The sequence below is a fragment of the Halomonas sp. H10-59 genome, assembly GCF_040070555.1.
GTDB classification, from domain to species: Bacteria; Pseudomonadota; Gammaproteobacteria; order Pseudomonadales; family Halomonadaceae; genus Halomonas; species Halomonas litopenaei.
In genome coordinates this window covers 2,252,038-2,272,487 of record NZ_CP098828.1, presented here as the reverse complement: position 1 = coordinate 2,272,487, position 20,450 = coordinate 2,252,038, and the positions used below count along the sequence as shown (strand labels likewise).

The 20,450-nt window shown below is 64.0% G+C and carries 21 protein-coding genes; 6 read left to right on the top strand and 15 right to left on the bottom strand.

The window, feature by feature from the left end; translation table 11 throughout:
• The first annotated feature begins 86 nt into the window (after nt 1-86).
• On the top strand, nt 87-653 hold the full coding sequence (locus NFG57_RS09835) for a Fe-Mn family superoxide dismutase (protein WP_348816101.1): 567 nt from the start codon (nt 87-89) through the stop codon (nt 651-653).
• A 154-nt stretch (nt 654-807) separates the two neighbouring features.
• Here NFG57_RS09835 and NFG57_RS09830 read toward each other — a convergent pair whose 3' ends face one another.
• Both NFG57_RS09830 and galU read right to left on the bottom strand, forming a co-directional pair.
• The gene (locus NFG57_RS09830; RefSeq protein ID WP_348816100.1) at nt 808-2,100 is read right to left on the bottom strand and encodes a nucleotide sugar dehydrogenase; all 1,293 of its coding nucleotides are present in this window, start codon (nt 2,098-2,100) and stop codon (nt 808-810) included.
• A gap of 4 nt (nt 2,101-2,104) precedes the next feature.
• Complete coding sequence (gene galU / locus NFG57_RS09825; RefSeq protein WP_045992053.1) at nt 2,105-2,995, bottom strand: UTP--glucose-1-phosphate uridylyltransferase GalU; 891 nt, start codon at nt 2,993-2,995, stop codon at nt 2,105-2,107.
• 145 nt (nt 2,996-3,140) lie between these two features.
• Between galU and ubiG the strand changes: the two genes are divergently transcribed.
• Together ubiG and NFG57_RS09815 are read left to right on the top strand one after the other, a co-directional pair.
• Nucleotides 3,141-3,866: a bifunctional 2-polyprenyl-6-hydroxyphenol methylase/3-demethylubiquinol 3-O-methyltransferase UbiG gene (gene ubiG / locus NFG57_RS09820; protein ID WP_108133608.1), complete on the top strand. Its 726-nt coding sequence runs from the start codon at nt 3,141-3,143 to the stop codon at nt 3,864-3,866.
• Entirely contained in the window at nt 3,863-4,525 is a 663-nt protein-coding gene (locus NFG57_RS09815) for an HAD-IA family hydrolase (RefSeq protein ID WP_348816099.1), read from the top strand. Before ubiG ends, NFG57_RS09815 begins: the two co-directional genes overlap by 4 nt.
• Nucleotides 4,526-4,781: 256 nt before the next feature.
• On the opposite strand, the gene NFG57_RS09810 is transcribed toward NFG57_RS09815, so the two are convergent.
• The 11 genes from NFG57_RS09810 to NFG57_RS09760 all read right to left on the bottom strand — a co-directional run bounded on the left by NFG57_RS09810 (nt 4,782) and on the right by NFG57_RS09760 (nt 14,134).
• Entirely contained in the window at nt 4,782-5,546 is a 765-nt protein-coding gene (locus NFG57_RS09810; RefSeq protein ID WP_348816097.1) for a YciK family oxidoreductase, read from the bottom strand.
• 14 nt (nt 5,547-5,560) lie between these two features.
• Nucleotides 5,561-6,376, bottom strand: a complete 816-nt coding sequence (gene ybgF / locus NFG57_RS09805; RefSeq protein WP_348816095.1) for a tol-pal system protein YbgF — start codon at nt 6,374-6,376, stop codon at nt 5,561-5,563.
• 31 nt (nt 6,377-6,407) lie between these two features.
• Nucleotides 6,408-6,959: a peptidoglycan-associated lipoprotein Pal gene (gene pal, locus NFG57_RS09800; RefSeq protein WP_045992086.1), complete on the bottom strand. Its 552-nt coding sequence runs from the start codon at nt 6,957-6,959 to the stop codon at nt 6,408-6,410.
• 58 nt (nt 6,960-7,017) lie between these two features.
• A complete protein-coding gene (gene tolB / locus NFG57_RS09795) occupies nt 7,018-8,277 on the bottom strand; it encodes a Tol-Pal system beta propeller repeat protein TolB (protein WP_240184157.1) in 1,260 nt (419 codons plus the stop codon).
• Nucleotides 8,278-8,372: 95 nt separating this feature from the next.
• Nucleotides 8,373-9,614, bottom strand: coding sequence for a cell envelope integrity protein TolA (gene tolA / locus NFG57_RS09790; RefSeq protein WP_213227810.1), 1,242 nt, complete (start codon nt 9,612-9,614; stop codon nt 8,373-8,375).
• A gap of 8 nt (nt 9,615-9,622) precedes the next feature.
• Nucleotides 9,623-10,063: a protein TolR gene (gene tolR / locus NFG57_RS09785; RefSeq protein ID WP_108133603.1), complete on the bottom strand. Its 441-nt coding sequence runs from the start codon at nt 10,061-10,063 to the stop codon at nt 9,623-9,625.
• 15 nt (nt 10,064-10,078) lie between these two features.
• The gene (gene tolQ, locus NFG57_RS09780) at nt 10,079-10,768 is read right to left on the bottom strand and encodes a protein TolQ (RefSeq protein WP_045992046.1); all 690 of its coding nucleotides are present in this window, start codon (nt 10,766-10,768) and stop codon (nt 10,079-10,081) included.
• Between the two features lie 18 nt (nt 10,769-10,786).
• The gene (gene ruvB, locus NFG57_RS09775; RefSeq protein ID WP_045992045.1) at nt 10,787-11,815 is read right to left on the bottom strand and encodes a Holliday junction branch migration DNA helicase RuvB; all 1,029 of its coding nucleotides are present in this window, start codon (nt 11,813-11,815) and stop codon (nt 10,787-10,789) included.
• Nucleotides 11,816-11,817: 2 nt separating this feature from the next.
• Complete coding sequence (gene ruvA, locus NFG57_RS09770) at nt 11,818-12,429, bottom strand: Holliday junction branch migration protein RuvA (RefSeq protein WP_045992044.1); 612 nt, start codon at nt 12,427-12,429, stop codon at nt 11,818-11,820.
• 382 nt (nt 12,430-12,811) lie between these two features.
• Nucleotides 12,812-13,363, bottom strand: coding sequence for a crossover junction endodeoxyribonuclease RuvC (ruvC, locus tag NFG57_RS09765; protein WP_213227806.1), 552 nt, complete (start codon nt 13,361-13,363; stop codon nt 12,812-12,814).
• Between the two features lie 18 nt (nt 13,364-13,381).
• Nucleotides 13,382-14,134 carry a YebC/PmpR family DNA-binding transcriptional regulator gene (locus NFG57_RS09760; RefSeq protein WP_108133600.1) on the bottom strand — a complete coding sequence of 251 codons (753 nt, stop codon included), beginning with the start codon at nt 14,132-14,134 and terminating at the stop codon, nt 13,382-13,384.
• Nucleotides 14,135-14,362: 228 nt separating this feature from the next.
• Between NFG57_RS09760 and ubiM the strand changes: the two genes are divergently transcribed.
• Nucleotides 14,363-15,634 carry a 5-demethoxyubiquinol-8 5-hydroxylase UbiM gene (gene ubiM / locus NFG57_RS09755; RefSeq protein WP_348816092.1) on the top strand — a complete coding sequence of 424 codons (1,272 nt, stop codon included), beginning with the start codon at nt 14,363-14,365 and terminating at the stop codon, nt 15,632-15,634.
• 209 nt (nt 15,635-15,843) lie between these two features.
• Here the strand turns inward: ubiM and aspS are convergent, their stop codons facing one another.
• Entirely contained in the window at nt 15,844-17,622 is a 1,779-nt protein-coding gene (gene aspS / locus NFG57_RS09750; RefSeq protein WP_348816090.1) for an aspartate--tRNA ligase, read from the bottom strand.
• Nucleotides 17,623-17,667: 45 nt separating this feature from the next.
• On the bottom strand, nt 17,668-17,940 hold the full coding sequence (locus NFG57_RS09745) for a zinc ribbon domain-containing protein (protein ID WP_045994967.1): 273 nt from the start codon (nt 17,938-17,940) through the stop codon (nt 17,668-17,670).
• Nucleotides 17,941-18,179: 239 nt separating this feature from the next.
• On the opposite strand from NFG57_RS09745, the gene NFG57_RS09740 reads away from it, so the two are divergent.
• On the top strand, nt 18,180-19,124 hold the full coding sequence (locus tag NFG57_RS09740) for a D-2-hydroxyacid dehydrogenase (protein WP_348816088.1): 945 nt from the start codon (nt 18,180-18,182) through the stop codon (nt 19,122-19,124).
• A gap of 396 nt (nt 19,125-19,520) precedes the next feature.
• The gene (locus NFG57_RS09735) at nt 19,521-20,432 is read left to right on the top strand and encodes a ribokinase (RefSeq protein ID WP_348816087.1); all 912 of its coding nucleotides are present in this window, start codon (nt 19,521-19,523) and stop codon (nt 20,430-20,432) included.
• Nucleotides 20,433-20,450 lie beyond the last annotated feature (18 nt).

The following is a 20,450-nucleotide window of genomic DNA, read 5'->3' as shown; positions in this document are numbered from 1 at the left end:
GCGTTAGCGCTACCCCGATCAACGCCTTGCTGTGGGGCACCTGCCATACCTCGCTTCACCATGACGTTCACGACCCCGGAGTCCCCATGATCCTTGAATTGCCCGCGCTGCCCTTCGATAGCCACCAACTGGAACCCTACCTCTCGAAGGCCTGGGTCGAGGATCGCTATCAGGGGGACCATCAACGTCATCTGACAGCGCTCAATCGTTGGACGAGCGGCACAGGCGCGGCTACGAGCTCCCTCGAAGACGTAGTGTCAAAGGCCCATGGTGAGGTGCTCGAACACGCTGTCGAAGCCTGGAACCTTACCCTGTTCTGGCACTGCCTGTTACCGCGCCCAACAGCACCGGAGGGTCGACTGAACGAGGAACTGACACAGAAGTTCGGTTCCTTTACAGGATTGAGAGAGGCGATGCACGGGCAGGTCGAGGACGAACTCGAGCAAGGGAACCGGCGGCCAGGCTGGCTGTGGCTGTTGCACTCCAACCGTGGCATGAGCCTGACGATCAGTGCGCGTGGCCAGCGGCTTGATGCCGCATCGGGCAGGCCGCTGCTGGTCATGGATCTTGGCTGTGGAAAGTCTCCGGTGGAGCAACTCTGGCCGCTGATTCACTGGGACTTTGTCGCCCAGAATCTGGGCGACTGTCATTGACCGATGACACCTCGACCAGCTCAGGTCGGGCCAGGCCTGGTCTGGCCAAGACAGAACAAGACACCAAAGCAAAGAGCGCAGTAAATACTGCGCTCTTTACGGGACAGACCCGGTGCCGGGCCGATGGTTCGGCTGTCAGGCCCTGATCGATGTATCAGGTTGACGGGTCGGCACGTCGGCCGATGCCGCGATAGTGAAAGCCCTGGGCGGCGACGTACTGGGGGTCATAGATATTGCGACCATCGAGGACCAGGGCGCCCTTCAGCTGTCGCTTGAGCGCCATCCAATCGGGATTCCAGTAGGCCTTCCACTCGGTGACCAGCATCAGCGCATCGGCGCCATGGCAGGCGTCGAGCGGGTCGTCCTGATGCAGGCTCAACAGCGGGTGGTCACCGACCACCGCACGTACGGCAGGGAGCGCAGCGGGGTCATGCAATCTGACGTGCACACCCTGGGCCCACAGGGCGCGCAGCAGCGTCAGCACGGGCGCATGATCGATGCGTGCGGTGCCGGGCTTGAAAGCAGCCCCCCAGATGGCCACGGTACGACCTTCCAGACGCCCCTGATAGTGAGCCCACAGCTTGCGGAACAGCGTCTCCTTCTTGTGCTCGTTGATCTCGAGCACCTGGTCGAGCAACTCGGAGTGGCGGCCGCTGGCCGACTGGACATCCACCAGGCCCACCAGATCCCGGCTGAAATTGGGGCCACCGAAGCCACAACCGGGGTATAGGTATTCATAGCCGATGCGCTGATCTGCCCCCATGCCCTGACGCACGTACTCCACGTCGACGCCCAGGGTATCGGCCAGACCGGCCATCTCGTTCATGTAGCTGATACGGGTCGCCAGCATGCCATTGATGGCCAGCTTGGTCAGCTCCGCGGCGCGTCGAGGCATCCGCTTGAACACCTCGTGACGCCGATTGAAGGCGCGCATCAATTCCCGCACCTGGCGCTCGGCGTGGTCATCGTCGCAGCCCAGCAGCCAGCTGCGGGCGCGGGTAAAGGTCTCCCAGGCGCGCCCTTCCTCGAGGGTGTCAGGCAGCGCCACCGAGGTCACGTTCTGGCCCTCGAGCACAGACTCGAGCCGCTCGGTGTCCCCTACCGGAAAGGTCGCGTTGTTGACGATGATGGCACCGTCGGCAAGACGCGAGGCGTTCTCCTCCACCAGACGGCTGGCATCGTCGCGCTGGGTCGGTGACAAGGCCAGCCACAGCACGTCGATATCAGGGCCGTCGACCTCGCTGTTCCGATCCAGGGTCAGGTGCCCGGCCTCCATGGCCTCCGTCAGGCGTTGCAGTACCGAAGGCTCACGGATCAGCCAGTCACTATCCTTGAGCTCGCTCCAGCGGCGATCCAGCGGTTGCCAGCAGACATCATGTCCAACCCAGGAGAGCGCGGCGGCAGCGGTGGCTGCCGAAAGCTCACTTCCATGTATCACGACCTTCATGGCTTCAGTCCTCGGCGGCGTAGCGTTTCAGCAGCTCGGTGAAGCCCTTGCCATAGCGGGAGTGGCGCCGACCATAGGCCAGGATCGCCTCCAGGTAGCCGAGCTGGTGGCCGCAGTCGTAGGTGGTGCCCTGCATGCGGTAGGCGTCCACGCCTTCGGCGACGCGCAGCTCCTCGATGGCATCGGTAAGCTGAATCTCGTTGCCGGCGCCGGGCGGGGTCTTGGCCAGCAGCGGGAAGATACGACCCGGCAACATGTAGCGTCCGATCACCGACAGGTTGGAGGGCGCTTCCTCGACCTTGGGTTTCTCGACCAGGCCGGAAAGCTCACAGGACTCACCGGGCTCGGGAGACTCGCCCTTGGGCGCGACGATGCCGTACTTGTAGACCAGCTCGCGTGGAACCTCTTCCACCATCAGCTGGGAGCGTCCGGTGCGCTCGAAGGCGTCGATCATGCCGGCAAGGTCATTGCGCTCAAGGCCATCATCGTCGACCAGTACGTCGGGCAACAGCACGGCAAAGGGCTCGTCGTCACCGATCACTGGACGAGCGCACAGCACCGCGTGGCCGAGGCCCAGAGGTTCAGGTTGGCGCACGCTGATGATGTTGACGTCGGCAGGAACGATGGCACGCAGCTCCTCGAGCAGCTCGGTCTTGCCCTTGGCCTCGAGCCCGGCCTCCAGTTCAAAATGCTTGTCGAAGTGGTTCTCGATGGCGCTCTTGGTGCCGTGGGTCACCAGCACGATGTCACGAATGCCCGCCGCAACGGCCTCCTGTACCACGTACTGGATCACCGGGCGATCGACGATGGTGATCATTTCCTTGGGGATGGCCTTGGACGCCGGTAGACACCGTGTGCCAAAACCTGCGACGGGGAGAACGGCCTTGCGGATCATGAGACTTCCTTCTTCTCGAAATTGGGTTCGGCTGTCGTCCATGGCGATCTGGGCCATGGGACTCGGAACAGGGAATGCGTAGAATAGCGTACCAGACGAACTCGGTCCGCTGACATCGGCGGCATGGAACGCCCTGGAGATACAGATGAGCATATCCGATACCCCTTCCGCCAACGTGGACCACAACGAGATCGACAAGTTCTCCGCGCTGGCCGAACGTTGGTGGGATCCCGAAGGCGAATTTAAACCGCTGCATGCCATCAACCCGCTGAGGCTCGATTTCATCGACGCCAGAGTGGGACTGGCCGGACGCGAAGTGCTGGACGTCGGTTGCGGCGGAGGCATCCTCTCCGAGGCCATGGCACGCCGCGGCGCTCGGGTGACCGGTATCGATCTGGCCGAGGCGTCGCTCGCGGTTGCGCGTCAACACGCCGATGAGCAGGGGGTCGCTCTCGAATACCGCTACATCAGCGTCGAAGACATGGCCGAGGAAGCGCCGGAGCGCTTCGAAGTGGTGACCTGCCTGGAAATGCTCGAGCACGTGCCCGATCCCGAAGCCATCGTGCGTGCCTGCGCTCGCCTGCTCAAGCCCGGCGGACAGCTCGCGCTGTCGACCATCAATCGAAATCCCAAGTCCTACGCCCTGGCTATTCTCGGCGCGGAATACGTGCTCGGCATGGTACCTCGTGGTACCCATGACTACGCCCGTTTCATCCGCCCAGCCGAACTGGCCCGCTGGTGTCGCGATGCAGGACTCGAGATCGAGGAGCAAAGCGGTCTGGTCTACCACCCGATCACTCGTCGCTTCTCTCTGTCTGCCAACGACGTCTCGGTCAACTACCTGATGATCTGTCGCAAGGAGACCGCGTGAACGATTCGCTACCTCACGCCCTGCTGTTCGACCTTGATGGCACCCTGGTGGATACCGCCCCTGACCTGGCCCAGGCCACCAATCGATTGCGCCGGCTGCATGGTCTGGACGAGCTGCCCTACCCTACCATTCGCGCCCAGGTGTCCAATGGTGGCAGCGCCCTGGTCACCCTCGCGCTGGGGCTCGAAAGCGAGCATCCCGACCACGCGGCAGCACGTCAGCAGCTGCTCGATCTCTACGCCGAAGCGGTGGCCGAACACAGCCAGGTGTTCCCGCCGCTCGATCGTCTGCTGCTCCACTGGGATGGCCTCGACCGGCCCTGGGGGATCGTCACCAACAAGCCACGTCTGTATGCCGAGCCCCTGGTCGAGGCGCTGGGACTCGCGCCGGGCGTCATGCTCTGCGCGGATGACCTGCCGGTGAAGAAGCCACATCCAGAGCCACTGCTGGAGGCGGCCAGGCGCCTCGACGTCGCGCCCGAGGCGTGCTGGTATCTAGGCGACCACGTGCGCGACATGCAGGCGGCAAAAGCCGCGGGCATGCCGGCTATCGCCGTGGGCTATGGCTACATTGCCGAGGAAGAAGATTACCGGGACTGGCCGGCCGACCGCTGGTTCGATACCGCGGAGGCGGTTCTCGAGGCGCTGAAACGGCACTGAGAGTCTAATGAGAGGACGCTGAGAGGCCATTGAGGGCCATTGAGAGGCCACTGAGACGTTACTGAAAGCCAGACGTCGACGAGGCCAGGGCGGCGGCCGAAGCCCTGCACGACGACGCGAGGCGCGAGCTGAGCGTCGCTTCGCTGGCGCTGGGGTCGGGATCGGCAGTTTCGGCGGTGAGACGCAAGGAACGGCGGGCCGATCGGCTCGCCGTTCCTTTTGCAACGCTCGTTGCTCGCTTCGCTTGCCTGTGACGTCAGCTTCTCGGCGGCTGGGCGTCGAAGGCTTCCCCGTTGCGGCCCTTGCTGTCAGGGCCCATCAGCCACAGATAGGTCGGCATGATGTCCTCTGCGGTCCGCAGGCTCATGGGGTCCTCGCCCGGGTAGGCGCTTTTGCGCATGGCGGTGCGGGTCGCCCCGGGGTTGAGGGTATTGATCCTCAGGGTCCCCAGATGATCGATCTCCTCGGCCAGCACCTGGGCAAAGCCTTCGGTGGCAAACTTGGAGACCGAGTAGGCGCCCCAGTAGGCACGTCCCTTGCGGCCGACGCTTGACGAGGTGAAGATCACCGAGGCGTCGGCAGACCGAGTCAGCAACGGCAACAGCGCCTGGGTCATCCAGATGGGCCCATTGATGTTGACCTGCATGACCTGATCCCACAGTTCTGGATTGTACTGCTCGAACGGAGTGATCCGGCCGAGCAGTCCGGCGTTGTGTAGGATGCCATCGAGGCGGCCGAATTCCTTGTCCAGCGCTTCGGCCATATCGTGGTAATCCTTGAGCGTCGCCCCTTCGAAGTTCAACGGGAAGATCGCCGGTTGTGGGCCACCGGCGGCCTCGATCTCGTCGTACACCTTCTCGAGCTTCGCGGTGGTGCGGCCCAGCAGAATCACGGTGGCCCCGCGACGTGCGTATTCGATCGCCGCGGTGCGCCCGATGCCGTCTCCGGCACCGGTCACCAGCACGATGCGATCCTTGAGCAGGTCTTCAGGAGCCTGATAATCCATCTTGCATTCGGTCATGGCGCTTCCCTTGATCAGGCCCCGGCCTGACGCAAATAGTCATCGGCGAGAGACGCCGCATTGCTGTCAGGATAGTCCTGCTGGACAGACTCCAGTAGTGCGTGGCCACCCTCGGTGTCGCCCTGGCGCGCTTTCAGCAGTCCCAGCTTGTACATGGCATCGGGAACCTTGCTGCTGTCGGGAAAACGGTCCAGTACGGTCTCGAAGGCAATGGCGGCATCGCCAAAGGACGACTGTGCCGAATGCAATTCACCGAGCCAGTAGTAGGCGTTGGCGGTAAGGCTGGAGTCGGGATAATGATCGACGAAGGTATCGAAGTCGCTGATCGCCTGATCGAAGTCTCGCGACTGCACCTTGGAGAACGCCGACTGATAGGCCTCCCTGGCATCATCGCTGGCCTGGCCAGAGGACGAAGAGGATGCTCCGCTGCCGCTGCCGCTGCTGTCTGCGGATTCGCTCGGCGGCTCCGAGGGCTCACTCGGGGCGCTTGGCGACGCTGCCTGGCGCGGCAACTCGGACATGCGCTGATCAAGGTCCATGTACTGCTGGCGACTCTGCTGCTTGAGCTGATCGAGCTGGTAGCGCAGTTCTTCGATCTGCCCGCGCAATTCTCGCAGCTCGCGCTGGTGCTGCTCGACCTGGTTGAACAGTGCGAGATTGCCGCTGGCCTGGGCCTGGGTGGCCGTCTGATCGTAAAAGCTGTTGCCACCGCTGAGGTCTCTGACGACCGGCTGCTGAGCCAGTGCAGGTGACAGGATGGCGGGTACCATGACGGACAACGGGAGCACCAGGGCTCCCGCGCCGCACAGTCCCTTAAGACTGTGTCTCATTGACTTCTCCCACGTCCGACGTCAGTGGCTTTTAGTAAGCAAAGACCACACGGCGGTTCTGTGCAAAGGCATCCTCGTTGCTGCCGCGAGCTGCGGGGCGCTCTTCGCCGTAGCTCACCACTTCCATCTGCGAGGGATTGACGCCCTGCAGGCGCAGGTAGCGCTCGACGGACCCGGCACGACGCTCGCCAAGCGCGAGGTTGTACTCGCGGGTACCGCGCTCGTCGGTGTGGCCCTGCAGCACGACGGAGGCGTTGGGGTTGCTGCTCAGGTACTGGGCGTGGGCGTTGACCACCGATTCGAACTCGGGACGGATGGCGTCGCTGTCGTAGTTGAAGTAGATGGTGCGCACTTCCGGGATGCGGCCGTCGGCCATCTGGCCGGCACCGTCGGTGCCATAGCCGGAGCCGCTGACCTGGCCGCTGCCGGCGGTGCCGGTACCGACGCCGGTGCCACCCATGGTACCGCCGGTACCGGTGCCTGCGGCGCTGCCGTCCTGGGTGCCGCCGGTGCTGGAACAGCCAGCCAGAACGGCCAGGGAAGCGGCGATGGCCAGCGAACGGGCGTAGGGCTTGAGAAACATCGTGTCACTCTCCTTGCGTGATGCATCAAAGTCGATTCATCGGCATATGGCCGTCGAATCAGTTCAGAAACGGGGACCAGGCCGGCTCACGGACATCGCCCTGGGCGGCGGGCAGACGGAACTGCGCACGTCCATCGGCGGTGACCGCTCCCAGCACCCCGGTGCTACCCTGCTGGGTGGCGAAGATTACCATGGTGCCATTGGGCGCGATACTGGGAGATTCGGCCTGCTGGGCATCACTGATTTCCACCAGACGCCCGCTCTCGAGGTCCTGCTTGGCCACCTGATAGCCATTGTTGCCGCGGTGGATCAAGAACAGCGTTTCGCCATCCGGCGACAGGCGACCACGAGCATTGTAGTTGCCGGTGTAGGTCAGACGCTCGGCCTCACCACCGGACACGCTCTGGCGATAGATCTGGGGGCCGCCCGAGCGGTCCGAGGTGAAGATCAGGGAGCGGCCGTCCGGCGCCCAGGCCGGCTCGGTTTCGATGCTCGAGGAGTTGGTGACACGCTGAACGTTGCGCGAGCCGATATCCATCACGTAGATCTCGGGCTGGCCGTCCCGGGACAGCGCCATCGCCAGGCGACGACCATCCGGCGACCAGCTCGGTGCGCTGTTGAGCCCCTCGAAGTCGGTCAGCTTGACGCGCTGACCGGTGGCCAGATTCTGCACGTAGATGGCCGGCCGTTCGGTCTCGAAGGACACATAGGCCAGCTTGCCGCCATCCGGCGACCAGGCCGGTGACATGATCGGTTCATCGGACGTCAGGACCTGCTGGCTGTTGCGCCCATCGGCGTCGGCCACATAGAGCCCGTACTGGGTGTTGTCGCCCACCCCCTGCGAGGTGACATAGGCGATGCGGGTCGAGAAGGCGCCACGAATTCCGGTGATCTCCTCGAAGATCTGGTCACTGATATAGTGCGCCGCGCCGCGCAGATCGGAACTCGATGCCGTGACCGTCTCGCCCAGCAGCCGGGTCTCGCCACTGACGTCGAGAAGCTCGAAGCGCACCTTGACCTGGCCACCCTCCTGACTGGTGCTGCCGACCACCAGGTAGCGCGAGTCGAGACTGCGCCAGTCACCGTAGGTGACCTCTTCGCTGCTCGAGGGCTGGTTGAACATTTCTGAGCGCGGCAACGGTTCGAAGTAGCCGCTGCGCTCCAGGTCATCGGAGACGACCTGGGCGATATCCTCCGGTAGCCCACCCGCCTGGTCGGCGAAGGGTACCACCGCGATCGGTGTGGCCCTTTCGTTGCCGCGGGTGATATCGATGGTCAGATCGGCCTGGGCCGCTGGCCCGGCCAGCCATACCAGCATGCCTGCCACAACAGCAAGCAGACGCTTGGCAAGGCTCGTGTGAGCGACGGTCATGCTGACCCTCCTGGTCCACCAACTCGCATTCAAGGCTCTCATCAGCGAATGTCTCCCGGTCTGAATCGCAGATTGAATTGACGATAGTCGCGTTGCACGCCGCTGGGAAGGTCTCGCAGTTCGGTGAACGGAGCAGCAGACTCCACCGCCTGGATGGCGGAGTTGTCGAAGGCGGCGTTTCCGCTCGAACGTGTGACCGTTGCAGCAAATACTTCACCCGAGGGCCCCAACCTGACCTGTACCTCGGCGGTGGTGCCGTCGCCCACATTGGGCGGGATGACCCAGGCCTGCTCCACCGCACGCCGCACCAGCTGGATAAAGCCATTGGCGGCCTCGTTCCCCTGTTCGGCGTTGGAGACGGCACTGGAATCGCCCTCGATGATCCGCTGAAGCTGCCGCTCGGCCTCTTCTCTGGCCTTCTGTTCGGCGGCCTCGCGGGCCTGGCGCTCGGCCTCTTCCTGTGCCTTGCGTTCCGCTTCCTGGCGGGCCTGACGTTCGGCTTCTTCTCGTGCCTTTTGCTCGGCTTCCTCGCGGGCCTGACGTTCGGCCTCTTCCTGTGCCTTGCGCTCGGCTTCCTCTCTTGCCTGCTGCTCCGCTTCCTCTCTTGCTTTCTGCTCGGCTGCCTCGCGGGCCTGACGTTCGGCTTCTTCCTGTGCCTTGCGCTCAGCCTCCTCTCTTGCTTTCTGCTCGGCTTCCTCGCGGGCCTGTCGTTCGGCCTCCTGCTGTCGCGCCGCCTCTTCCTGACGACGTCGCTCGGCTTCGGCCTGGCGCTCCTGCTCGGCCTGCTGGCGAGCGGCTTCACGCTCGGCTTCCTCTTCGGCCTTGCGCTGGGCGGCGGCTTCAGCCTCGGCGGCCCGCCGTTCGGCTTCCGCCTGGGCTTGTTCGGCAGCTTCTTCCCTTGCCTGCTGCTCGGCTTCCTGCTGAGCCTGTTGTTCTGCCGCCTGACGCTCGGCCTCTTCGGCGGCCTGCTGCTCTGCGGCCTCGCGGGCCTGACGTTCGGCCTCCTCCTGGGCCTGGCGCTCGGCTTCTTCCTGAGCCTGACGTTCGGCCGCGCGCGTGCGTGCCTCGGCCGCCTGCTGGGCCTGATCGGTACGTGTCTCGGTGCTGATCAGGGTAGCCTGCACGATGGCGTTGTTGGGCGCCTCGGGTTCACTGCTCGGCCACTTGATCACACTGATGACCAGGATACCCAGGTGCAGGGCAACGGCCAGCACCGTCGGCAGACCATAGCCAACTCGCCCGGCGGAACGCTTGAGTGTCTTTCGCCGCTGTGGTTTCGCCATGAGCGCTCCTAACCGTCCTGGGGCGGGGGTTCGGAGATCAACCCGACGTTGGCGACGCCGGCCACCTGCAGCGTGCTCATCAAGGTCACCACCTGGCCGTAGGAGACATTGCGATCACCCCGCACCATGACCGGCGTGCCGGGATTGCGCTCGAGCAGAATGACCACCCGGTCACTCAACTCGTCCAGGCTGACCTGGGTCTCGTCGCCACCGAGGCTGATGAAGTACTGCCCTTCCTTGTCCACCGAGACGATGATCGGGTCGGTGTCTTCGGTGTCCTCGATCGGCTCCGAGGTCGCCTGAGGCAGGTCGACCTTGACCCCCTGGGTCAGCATCGGCGCGGTGATCATGAAGATCACCAGCAGCACCAGCATGACGTCGATAAAGGGGACCACATTGATTTCCCCCATGGGCTTGCTGCGCCCACGGCGATTGAAGGGTCCAAGCATGCGGCGTCTCCTTGATCAGGCGGCGCCGGCGTCGGGCCGGCCCTGCAGGTTGCGGTGCAGGATGGAGTGGAACTCCTCGGCAAAGTCTTCGTACTTGCCCAGCAGGCGCGACGATTCCGCCGACAGGCGGTTATAGAAGATGACCGCGGGGATCGCTGCAAACAGGCCCATAGCGGTCGCGACAAGCGCCTCCGCGATCCATGGCGCCACCGTGGCCAGGGTCGCCTGCTGGGCCATCGACAGCGACTGGAAGGAGCCCATGATGCCCCAGACGGTGCCGAACAGGCCGATATAGGGGCTGGCCGAGGCCACCGTGGCGAGGAACACCAGGTGCAGGTTCAGGCGCTCTTCTTCACGTGACCAGGCCACCCGCATGCTGCGTTGGACGCCGTCGAGGATCGCCTGGGGGCTGCGGGTCTTCGGCATCAACCGATTGAACTCGCGAAAGCCGGCGCGAAAGATGTGCTCGGCGCCCTGGGTCTCGCCCTCGGCCGGGGCGTCTCGATACAGCTCGTTGAGGTCGACGCCGGACCAGAAGCGGTCCTCGAAGGCGCGATGCGCCTTGCGTGCACGGCGCATCACAAAGCTGCGCTGGAACACCACGATCCAGGAAAGCACGGAACCGATCATCAGCAGCAGCATGACAAATTGCACCACGCCGCTGGCGTTCATGATCAGATGGGGAATGGACATGGAGTCGTTCACGGAAATCCTCGTCTCGGGTCAGTCGTTGGAAGCGTCGAAGGCCTGGTCGTCAGGGGCCATGCCGAAATGGGTCCAGGCCTGGCGCGTCACCACCCGGCCTCGTGCGGTGCGCATCATCAGACCTTGCTGAATCAGGTAGGGTTCGATCACGTCCTCGATGGTGTCGCGCTCCTCGCCGATGGCCGCCGACAGCGAATCTACCCCCACCGGGCCACCGTCGAACTTCTCGAGCATCGCCAGCAGCAGGCGACGGTCCATATGGTCGAGGCCATGGTGGTCAACGTGCAGCATGTTGAGCGCCTGGTCGGCCACCTCGGCGGTGATGCGCCCTGCCGCCTTGACCTCGGCGAAGTCGCGAACCCGACGCAGCAGCCGGTTGGCGATACGTGGCGTGCCACGGGAGCGCCTGGCCACCTCACGGGCGCCATCCGTGTCGGTGTGTACCTCGAGCAGGCGCGCCGAGCGTGCCACGATCTCGGTCAGCTCGTCGATGGCATAGAACTCGAGGCGCTGCACGATACCGAAACGGTCGCGAAGCGGTGACGTCAGACGCCCGGCTCGGGTGGTCGCCCCGACCAGGGTAAAGGGGGGCAGATCGAGCTTGATCGAGCGGGCCGCAGGGCCCTCACCGATGACGATATCCAGCTGGAAGTCTTCCATGGCGGGATAGAGGATCTCTTCCACCACCGGCGAGAGTCGATGGATCTCGTCGATGAACAGGACGTCACCGGCCTTGAGATTGGTAAGCATGGCGGCCAGGTCGCCGGCACGCTCGAGCACCGGCCCGGAGGTCGAGGTCAGGCCCACGCCCATCTCGGTGGCGATGATATTGGCCAGGGTGGTCTTGCCGAGTCCAGGCGGGCCGAATACCAGGGTGTGGTCGAGACTCTCGTCCCGGGCCCGGGCGGCGTGGATGAAGATCTCGAGCTGTTCCCTGACCCGGGGCTGGCCGATATAGTCGGCCAGGCGCCTGGGGCGGATGGCGTGGTCCACCCGCCCTTCTCCTTCCTGCGGATCGGCGGCGATCAGTCGGTCGGTATCGATCATGGTCAACCCGCCATGCGGCGCGCCAACGCCGCCTTGATCATGGCTTCGGTGCTGCCCTCATCCTCGAGGCCGGACAACATGCGGCTTGCCTCGGTGGGCTTGTAGCCCAGACTGACCAGCGCCGCCTCGGCGTCAGCCAATGCCGTCTTGCCGGATACCGGTGTGGACGGCTGAGCGTTCCCTTCAAGCGGCAGGCTGTCGGGATGCTGCCAGTGGGGAAAGCGATCGCGCATCTCGATCACCAGACGTTCGGCCGTCTTCTTGCCGACGCCAGGCAGACGTGTCAGCGCCTTGACGTCGTCTTCCATCACGCAGCGGATGAAGGCGTCCTCGTCCATGCCGGAGAGTATCGCCAGGGCCAGCTTGGGGCCGATACCGTTGACCTTGATCAGTGCGCGAAATAGCGCGCGCTCCTGCTCTCGGGCAAAGGCATACAGCAGATGGGCATCGTCGCGCACGGTCAGATGGGTGTACAGCGACACTCGCTCCCCGGCGCCCGGCAGGGCGACCAGGGTGGTCATGGAGGCTTCCATCTCGTAGCCGACGCCATTGACGTCGACCACCAGCCAGGGTGGTTGGGTTTCGAGCAGTGTGCCCGTGATGCGTCCAATCATGGCGCGAATACTTCCTTGATCTCGGCGGTAAAAGTGATCGCCAGTGTACCTGAGACGGCGGTCACGAATCGCGGGAGCGGCTACCCTGCAAGCGTACCTTGCATCCCACTATACGGTGGCAGCCTGGGCCCCGCCAGCACAAACAAACGCTGTTCGATAATGCTTCCGTCGCCACTTTGCGACAGCCTGAACGTCAGCCGACGCAGCAACAACAACCCGGCGCATCGGCGTAAAAAAACCTAGGCGCTGTCCGAAAAGTCGACGAGCGAAGGTTAGACAAGGCAAAAATCGGTGAGAAAGCGCAGTTTACGGGGTGTAAATGAGCATTTTGATCCGATTTTTAACGCCGTATTACCGAGCGCAGGCACTTTTCAGACAAGCCCTAGGGACGATACTGGCGCCAGGACGTCCCCTTGCCGCCCCCCCTGGAGCCGCTGGGCCGCCCACCGAAGGAGCCCTGGGTGATCAAGCCACGTGACGCGTAGCAGTGCGTCAGGGCGATTCCCAGAGCATCGGCGGCGTCCGCCTGGGGCGTGCCGGACAGTCCCAGCGTCGCCGTGATCATGTGCTGCACCTGGGTCTTGTCGGCACCACCGCTGCCGGTGACCGCCTGCTTGATCTGGCGCGGCCCATACTCGTGCACGTCAAGGCCGTGATTGGCGGCGCAGACGATGGCGGCGCCCCGCGCCTGGCCCAGTTTCAGTGCAGAGTCGGCATTTTTCGACATGAACACCTGCTCGATGGCGAAGGCCGCGGGACGGTGGATCCCGATCAACTCGCTGATCCCGGCATAGACCTGCGCCAGGCGCTGGGCCAGGGAGTCATCCTTGAGGCGGATGCAGCCACTGGCGATGTAGCGCGGCTGCCGCTCGCTGGCGTCGAGTACCCCGTAGCCGGTGATACGCGAGCCAGGATCGATCCCCAGCACGATCATGCCGTGTTCCCCGGCAGGTCAGCGCTCCAGTTCGGCAAGAATGGCATCATTGAAGTCCGCATTGGTGAAAACATTTTGCACGTCATCGAGGTCTTCGAGGTGATCGATCAGGGCGAGCACACGGCGCGCGAGATCGGCATCCTCGATGGGCGTGGTGGTATCGGCGAAGAGTCCGACGTCGCTGTAGACGGGCTCAAGCTCCGCGGCCAGCAGGGCATCCTTGACGGCACCGAAGCGCTCCGGTGATGTCACCACCTCAAGGCTGCCGTCTTCGTCGGTCAGGATATCCTCGGGCTCCGCCTCCAGGGTGGCCGCCATGGCTGCCTCCTCGGAGGTTCCCGGTGCCAGGGTCAGTCGCCCCTGGTGATGGAACATGAAGGCGACCGATCCGCTGGTGCCCAGGTTACCGCCATGCTTGGAAAACGCGTGTCGCACATCTGAGACAGTTCGATTGCGGTTGTCGCTCATGCACTGCACCAGGATGGCGACGCCTTCCGGACCATAGCCCTCGTAGGTGATCTCCTCCATGTCATCGCCATCATTCTGCCCTGCCCCGCGATCCACCGCCCGCTGGATCGTGTCCTTGGTCATGTTATTGGACAGGGCCTTGTCGATGGCGGCCCGCAGACGCGGATTGTCAGCGGGTTCGGGCCCGCCCTGACGAGCGGCCACGCCCAGCTCGCGGATCAGCTTGGAGAATATCTTGCCGCGCTTGGCATCCTGGGCGGCCTTGCGATGCTTGATGTTCGACCACTTGCTATGTCCTGCCATGGTGCATCCCGTTGGTTGCTGGAAGCCGACGCTTCGCACGTCGCCGGGCGATATTGGAAGACAAGGCCCTGAAGGAGCCTGCCAAAAGCACCTGAACCCGGCGCTGGATCAAAGGCGCGCCACAAAGCCCGCCACCTGATCACCCTTTGTGCTAGCGTCGGGCGCTTGATTTATCGCGCATTCTACCGCGCGTGCAGCTCACCAGCGAATCCAGCTCAGGAGTGACGAATGAAGGATGTGGCCATCATTGGTGCAGGGCCAGTGGGCCTATGCCTGGCGCGAGCACTGGCCGGTGCCGGCTTGAGTGTGGCACTGATCGATCGAATCGATCGCCCTCGACTGGCCGAACCCAGGCCCGATGGGCGCGAGATCGCCATGACCCAGGCATCCTGCGACCTGCTTGCCGACATTGGTGTGTGGCAGCGGATCCCCCAGCACGAGGTGGCACCGCTGACACATGCCAAGGTGTTCAACGGACAGTCGTCCTTTGCCATGGACTTCGACTCCGGCGACGATCGACCACTGGGTTTCATGGTGCCGAACCATCTGATCCGCCGCGCCGCCTTCGAGGAAGCCGAACGCATGGATGGCATCGACTGGCACTTCTCGGCGCTGCAAAGCATCACCAGCGACCCCGGTGCGGCGCGCCTGGCACTGGAAGACGGTACTCGACTGTCGGCACGCCTGGCGGTGGCCGCGGACAGTCGCTTCTCCGAATCCCGCCGTCAGATGGGCATCGCTGCGCGCATGCGCGACAACGGGCGCAGCATGCTGGTGTGCCGGGTTCGCCACCAACGCGCCCATGACCAGTCTGCCTGGGAGTGGTTCGACCACGGCCAGACCCTGGCGCTGTTGCCCTTGCACGAACACCTGTCGTCGGCGGTGGTGACCCTGCCCAGCCAGCAGATGTCGGAGCTTACCGCGCTGCCGCCCGAGGCACTGTCGCAGGCGTTGACCCATCGCTACGGACGCAGGCTCGGCGCCATGACCCTGGAGGGAGAGACCCACGTCTATCCCCTGGTAAGCGCCTACGCAGAGCGCTTCGTGGCCGAACGCTTTGCCCTGGTCGGTGACGCCGCGGTGGGCATGCATCCGGTGACGGCACACGGCTTCAACTTTGGCGCCCAGAGTCAGCACCGCCTGGCCCGCCGGCTGATCCGTGCCCACCAACTCGGACAGGACATCGCCGACCCGCAACTGCTGAAGCGCTATGAGCGCGAGCATCGGCTGGCCACCTGGCCGCTGTATCAAGCCACCCAGGCCATCGTTGGCCTCTACACCGATGACGGAGTGCCGGCACGAATGGTCCGTCACCTGGGGCTGCGCCTGGGTGACCGACTGGCACCGGCGCGTAGAATGATCGGTCAGCATCTGACCGAGCCTCATGGTGGCTCACCGATCTCGCCTCTATCGTCTCTATCGCCTCTCACCACCCTTCCGTCGCTGGCCCGTCGCGCGGCGTCTTTCTTGCCGTCACCACTGTCCAGGCTGCTGGGCTGATCTCCCATCAACGAAAAACCCCCGCCGATGGGCGGGGGTTTTTCGGTACAGCACGATAGCCTAGGGCTTGTCTGAAAAGTGCCTGCGCTCGGTAATACGGCGTTAAAAATCGGATCAAAATGCTCATTTACACCCCGTAAACTGCGCTTTCTCACCGATTTTTGCCTTGTCTAACCTTCGCTCGTCGACTTTTCGGACAGCGCCTAGCGTTATTCGCCGGCTTCGGGCTTGGCCTTCTGACGCAGGCGGATACTCAGATCCTTGAGCTGGTCGTTGCTGACCTCGCCAGGGGCGTCGGTCATCAGACAGGCTGCACTCTGGGTCTTGGGGAAGGCGATGACCTCACGGATGGTACGAGCGCCGGTCATCAGCATGACCAGGCGATCGAGACCGAAGGCCAGACCACCGTGGGGCGGCGCACCGTAGTGCAGCGCGTCCAGCAGGAAGCCGAACTTCTCGCGGGCTTCTTCTTCACCGATACCCAGGATCTCGAATACCACGCTCTGCATGGCCTGATCGTGGCTACGGATCGAGCCGCCACCCAGCTCCGTCCCGTTGAGCACCATGTCATAGGCGCGTGACAGGGCCTCGGCCGGGTTGGCCTTGAGCTCCTCGGGGCTGCACGCCGGCGAGGTGAAGGGGTGATGCAGCGGGCTCAGGCGACCGTTGTCGTCGGCCTCGAACATCGGGAAGTCGACGACCCACAGCGGCGCCCAGGGCTGGGTGTAGAGATCGAGATCCTCACCCAGCTTGACCCGCAGAGCCCCCAGCGCCTCGTTGACGATGCGCGCCTTGTCGGCACCAAAGAAGATGATGTCACCGTCTTCGGCACCCACACGATCCAGCAGGGTCTCGATCACGCCTTCCATGAACTTGACGATCGGCGACTGCAGGCCCTCGATGCCCTTGGCACGCTCGTTGACCTTGATCCAGGCAAGGCCCCGCGCGCCGTAGATACCGACGAACTTGGTGTACTCGTCGATTTCCTTGCGCGACAGCTTGGCGCCACCGCTGACCTTGAGTGCGGCAACACGGCCGTCATCGGCGTTGGCCGGACCGGAGAAGACCTTGAAGTCCACCTCCTTCATCAGGTCATCGACGTCGGTCAGCTCCAGCGGGATGCGCAGGTCCGGCTTGTCGGAGCCGAAACGGTGCATCGCCTCATGCCAGGTCATGCGCGGGAACTCGCCCAGATCCACGTCGAGCACGTCCTTGAACAGGCCCTGCACCATGGACTCGGTGATGCGCATGATGTCGGCCTCTTCGACGAAGGAGGCCTCGAGGTCGATCTGGGTAAATTCCGGCTGACGGTCGGCACGCAGGTCCTCGTCACGGAAGCACTTGGCGATCTGGTAGTAGCGATCGAAGCCCGCCACCATCAGCAGCTGCTTGAACAGCTGAGGCGACTGCGGCAGCGCAAAGAAGCTGCCAGCGTGGGTCCGGCTCGGTACCAGATAGTCACGTGCACCTTCCGGGGTCGCCCGGGTCAGCACCGGTGTCTCGATGTCGAGGAAGCCCTCGCCTTCCAGGAAGGCCCGCACGCTATGGGAGATGCGAGAGCGCAGACGCAGCTTCTCGATCATCTCCGGGCGACGCAGGTCGATGTAGCGGTGCTTGAGGCGAATTTCCTCACCCACCTTGCCGTGCTCGTCGAGCTGGAACGGCGGCGTGGCGGCGGTGTTGAGCACCTCCACTTCCTTGGCCAGCACCTCGATCAGGCCGGTCGGCATGTTCGGGTTCTGGGTTCCCTCGGGACGCATGCGCACTCGGCCCTGGATGCGCAGCACGTACTCGCTGCGGGCGCGGTCGGCATTGGCGAAGGCCTCGGCGGTATCGGGGTCGACCACGACCTGGGCGATACCGTCACGATCGCGAAGGTCGAGGAAGATCACCCCACCGTGGTCACGGCGGCGGTGTACCCAGCCGCACAGGCTGACCGTCTGGTCCACCAGGGTTTCGTTGAGCTGGCCGCAATAATGGCTGCGCATGTTGGTTCCTGTCATGTTGCGTGAAGGTAAAGGCAATTCGTTGGATCAGGCAGCGGCGCCGTCACCGGAAGCGGAGCCACCACCGGAGGAGGCGCCGCCTCCGCCGCTGTCACCCGCCAGATTCTTCTTGGTGCCACCGGTCTTGAAGTCGGTCTCGTACCAGCCGCCACCCGCAAGACGGAAGCCAGCCGCCGAGACCAGGCGGTTCAGTTCGGGAGCTTCGCAGGCCGGGCAGTCGGTCAAGGGAGCGGCGCTCATGCGCTGCAGCTTCTCCAGCCGATGGCCACAGGCCTTGCACTGATATTCGTAGATGGGCATGGTTCTAGGTCTCCGTTCGCATTGTTGCTGCGGGGCGGGAAGCCGGCGTCTGATCTGCCTGACACACCCTCGATCACGCCGCTTCCGATCCCGACATGCGATATAGGGCCGGCCAACAGCAATTCCAAGCCCAAATCAAAGGGGCGCATTATAGCGTGCTGAGCACCTCAAGGCCCAGCCCTGTGCACCGAACTTCGCCACCAGACTCACCACACCCACCAAACACAACAGGAGAAGCGATGAAAGCTGTATTACTGGACGCCGACAGCCTGGGCACCGATATCGACCTGGCACCGCTGCGCGAGCAGCTCGAGAGCCTCGAGGTTCACCCCACCAGCACCCCCGCCGAGGCGCGTGAACGGCTGGCCGGAGCCGACGTCGCCATCGTCAACAAGGTGGTGCTGGATGCCGATACCCTGAACGCCCTGCCTTCCTTGCGGCATATCTGCGTACTGGCCACCGGCACCAACAATATCGACATGGAGGTGGCGAAAGAGCGTGGCATCCGCGTCGACAACGTCAACGCCTACGGAACCGCCAGTGTTGCCCAGCATACGCTGATGCTGATCCTCGCCCTGGCCACTCGCCTGCCCCAGTACCAGCGCGACGTGGCCGAGGGCCGCTGGGGTGAGAGCCCTTTCTTCTGTCTGATGGACCACCCGACCCTGCAACTCGAGGGCAAGCATCTGGTGCTGGTGGGACAGGGTGAACTGGGCTCCAAGGTGGCCGCCCTGGCAGAGGCGTTCGGCATGCGGGTGAGCTTCAGCGCGCGTCCAGGCAACGAGGCCAATGACCGGCGCCCGGCACTGGCCGAGCTGCTGCCCGAGGCCGACGTGGTCAGCCTGCATTGCCCATTGACCGAACACAGTCGTCATCTGCTCAACGCCGACAACCTCAAGACCATCAAGAAAGGCGCCCTGCTGGTGAACTGCGCCAGGGGTGGAGTGATCGATGAAGAAGCCGCTCTGGCCGCCCTGCGCGAAGGGCAATTGGGAGGCCTTGCCGTCGATGTCCTTCCCGCGGAGCCGCCTCGTGATGGCCACGCCCTGGTTGACGCAGTCAACGAGTCGCCGCGCCTGAACCTGCTGGTCACCCCGCACAGCGCCTGGATCACCCCTGAAGCGCGACAGAACATCGTCAAGCTGACCGTCGACAATCTGCGGAACGCTGCGCAAGAGAGCTGACGCCGTCCATGGCGGGCACAGCAGACCGTGCCCGCCTGACACCAGGTCATTCTTGCCACCCTGCCCCTTGCTGCGCTCTCTCCAGGCTTTCGTCACGCTGATACAACGTTATCGTCACGCCGATGCCAAGCTCTCGCCACGCTTAGGCAACGTTATCGCCCTTATCGGCATGTTCGGGCGAGTTTAGCGAATGCGACGCCACCCAACGGCCTGTCCTCATCGCCTATGTCTAACACGTCGATGCAACTGGCACGTTCGGATTTTGCTAAACCAAGATAACGGTATAATTTTTTTAAACAAGGCAACAGCCTCGTTGTCGATGGCGGTTTCACTCTTGCGTCGGCTCGGCATCACTCCGATACTTCGCGCTGAGCCCACCCCCTCATCGGACACCCCATGCTGTACAACTACGGGTCGATCAATCTCGACCATGTCTATCGCGTTCCCCATCTCGTTCGCCCGGGGGAAACCCTGGCGAGTCATGAGCACCGAGTCGGCCTTGGAGGCAAGGGAGCCAACCAGTCGCTCGCGCTGGCCAAGGCCGGTGGTCAGGTGGCTCACTGGGGTAGCCTGAATGCCCAGGATGGCTGGGCCCGCCAGCAGCTTGCCGATGCCGGGGTCGACGTCAATGGTATTGCCGAGGTGGCCGCCCCCTCCGGCCACGCCATCATCCAGGTCGACGACGGCGCAGAGAACGCCATCCTGCTGTTCCCCGGAGCCAACCACCACCACGCGGCCAATGACCTTTCCAGGCTGATGGAGGGCGCTCAGGCCGGCGACTGGCTGCTGCTGCAGAATGAATGCAGCGCCCTGGCCGATGCCATCCGGCTCGGACATGAAAAGGGACTGAACATCGCCTTCAACCCGGCGCCGATGAGCGACGCCGTGCTGGACCTGCCGCTCGACCGGTGCGATCTCCTTTTCGTCAATCGGGGCGAGGCCGCCTGGCTGGCCGGTGCTGCAGAGGATACCGATGCCGACGCCTTGCTCACCGCCCTTTCCGAGCGCCTGCCCAGCACCCAACTGGTACTGACGCTCGGAGGCGAAGGCGCCTGGCATCAGCACGGCGGTCAACGCCAGTTCCAGGCGGCGAGTCGGGTCGAGGCGGTTGACACCACCGCCGCCGGGGACACCTTCATCGGCTACTATCTGGCCGCGATGCAGGAACAAAAGACCGTGGCGGATTGCCTGGCGCTGGCCTCCACCGCCGCCGCCCTCGGCGTTCAGCGCCAGGGCGCGGCCGCCAGCATTCCGACCCGCGACGAGGTCGACACAGCGCTGGCGAGCGGCCAGCACGCCATTCGTTGAGACCTTCAGGCCAATCAC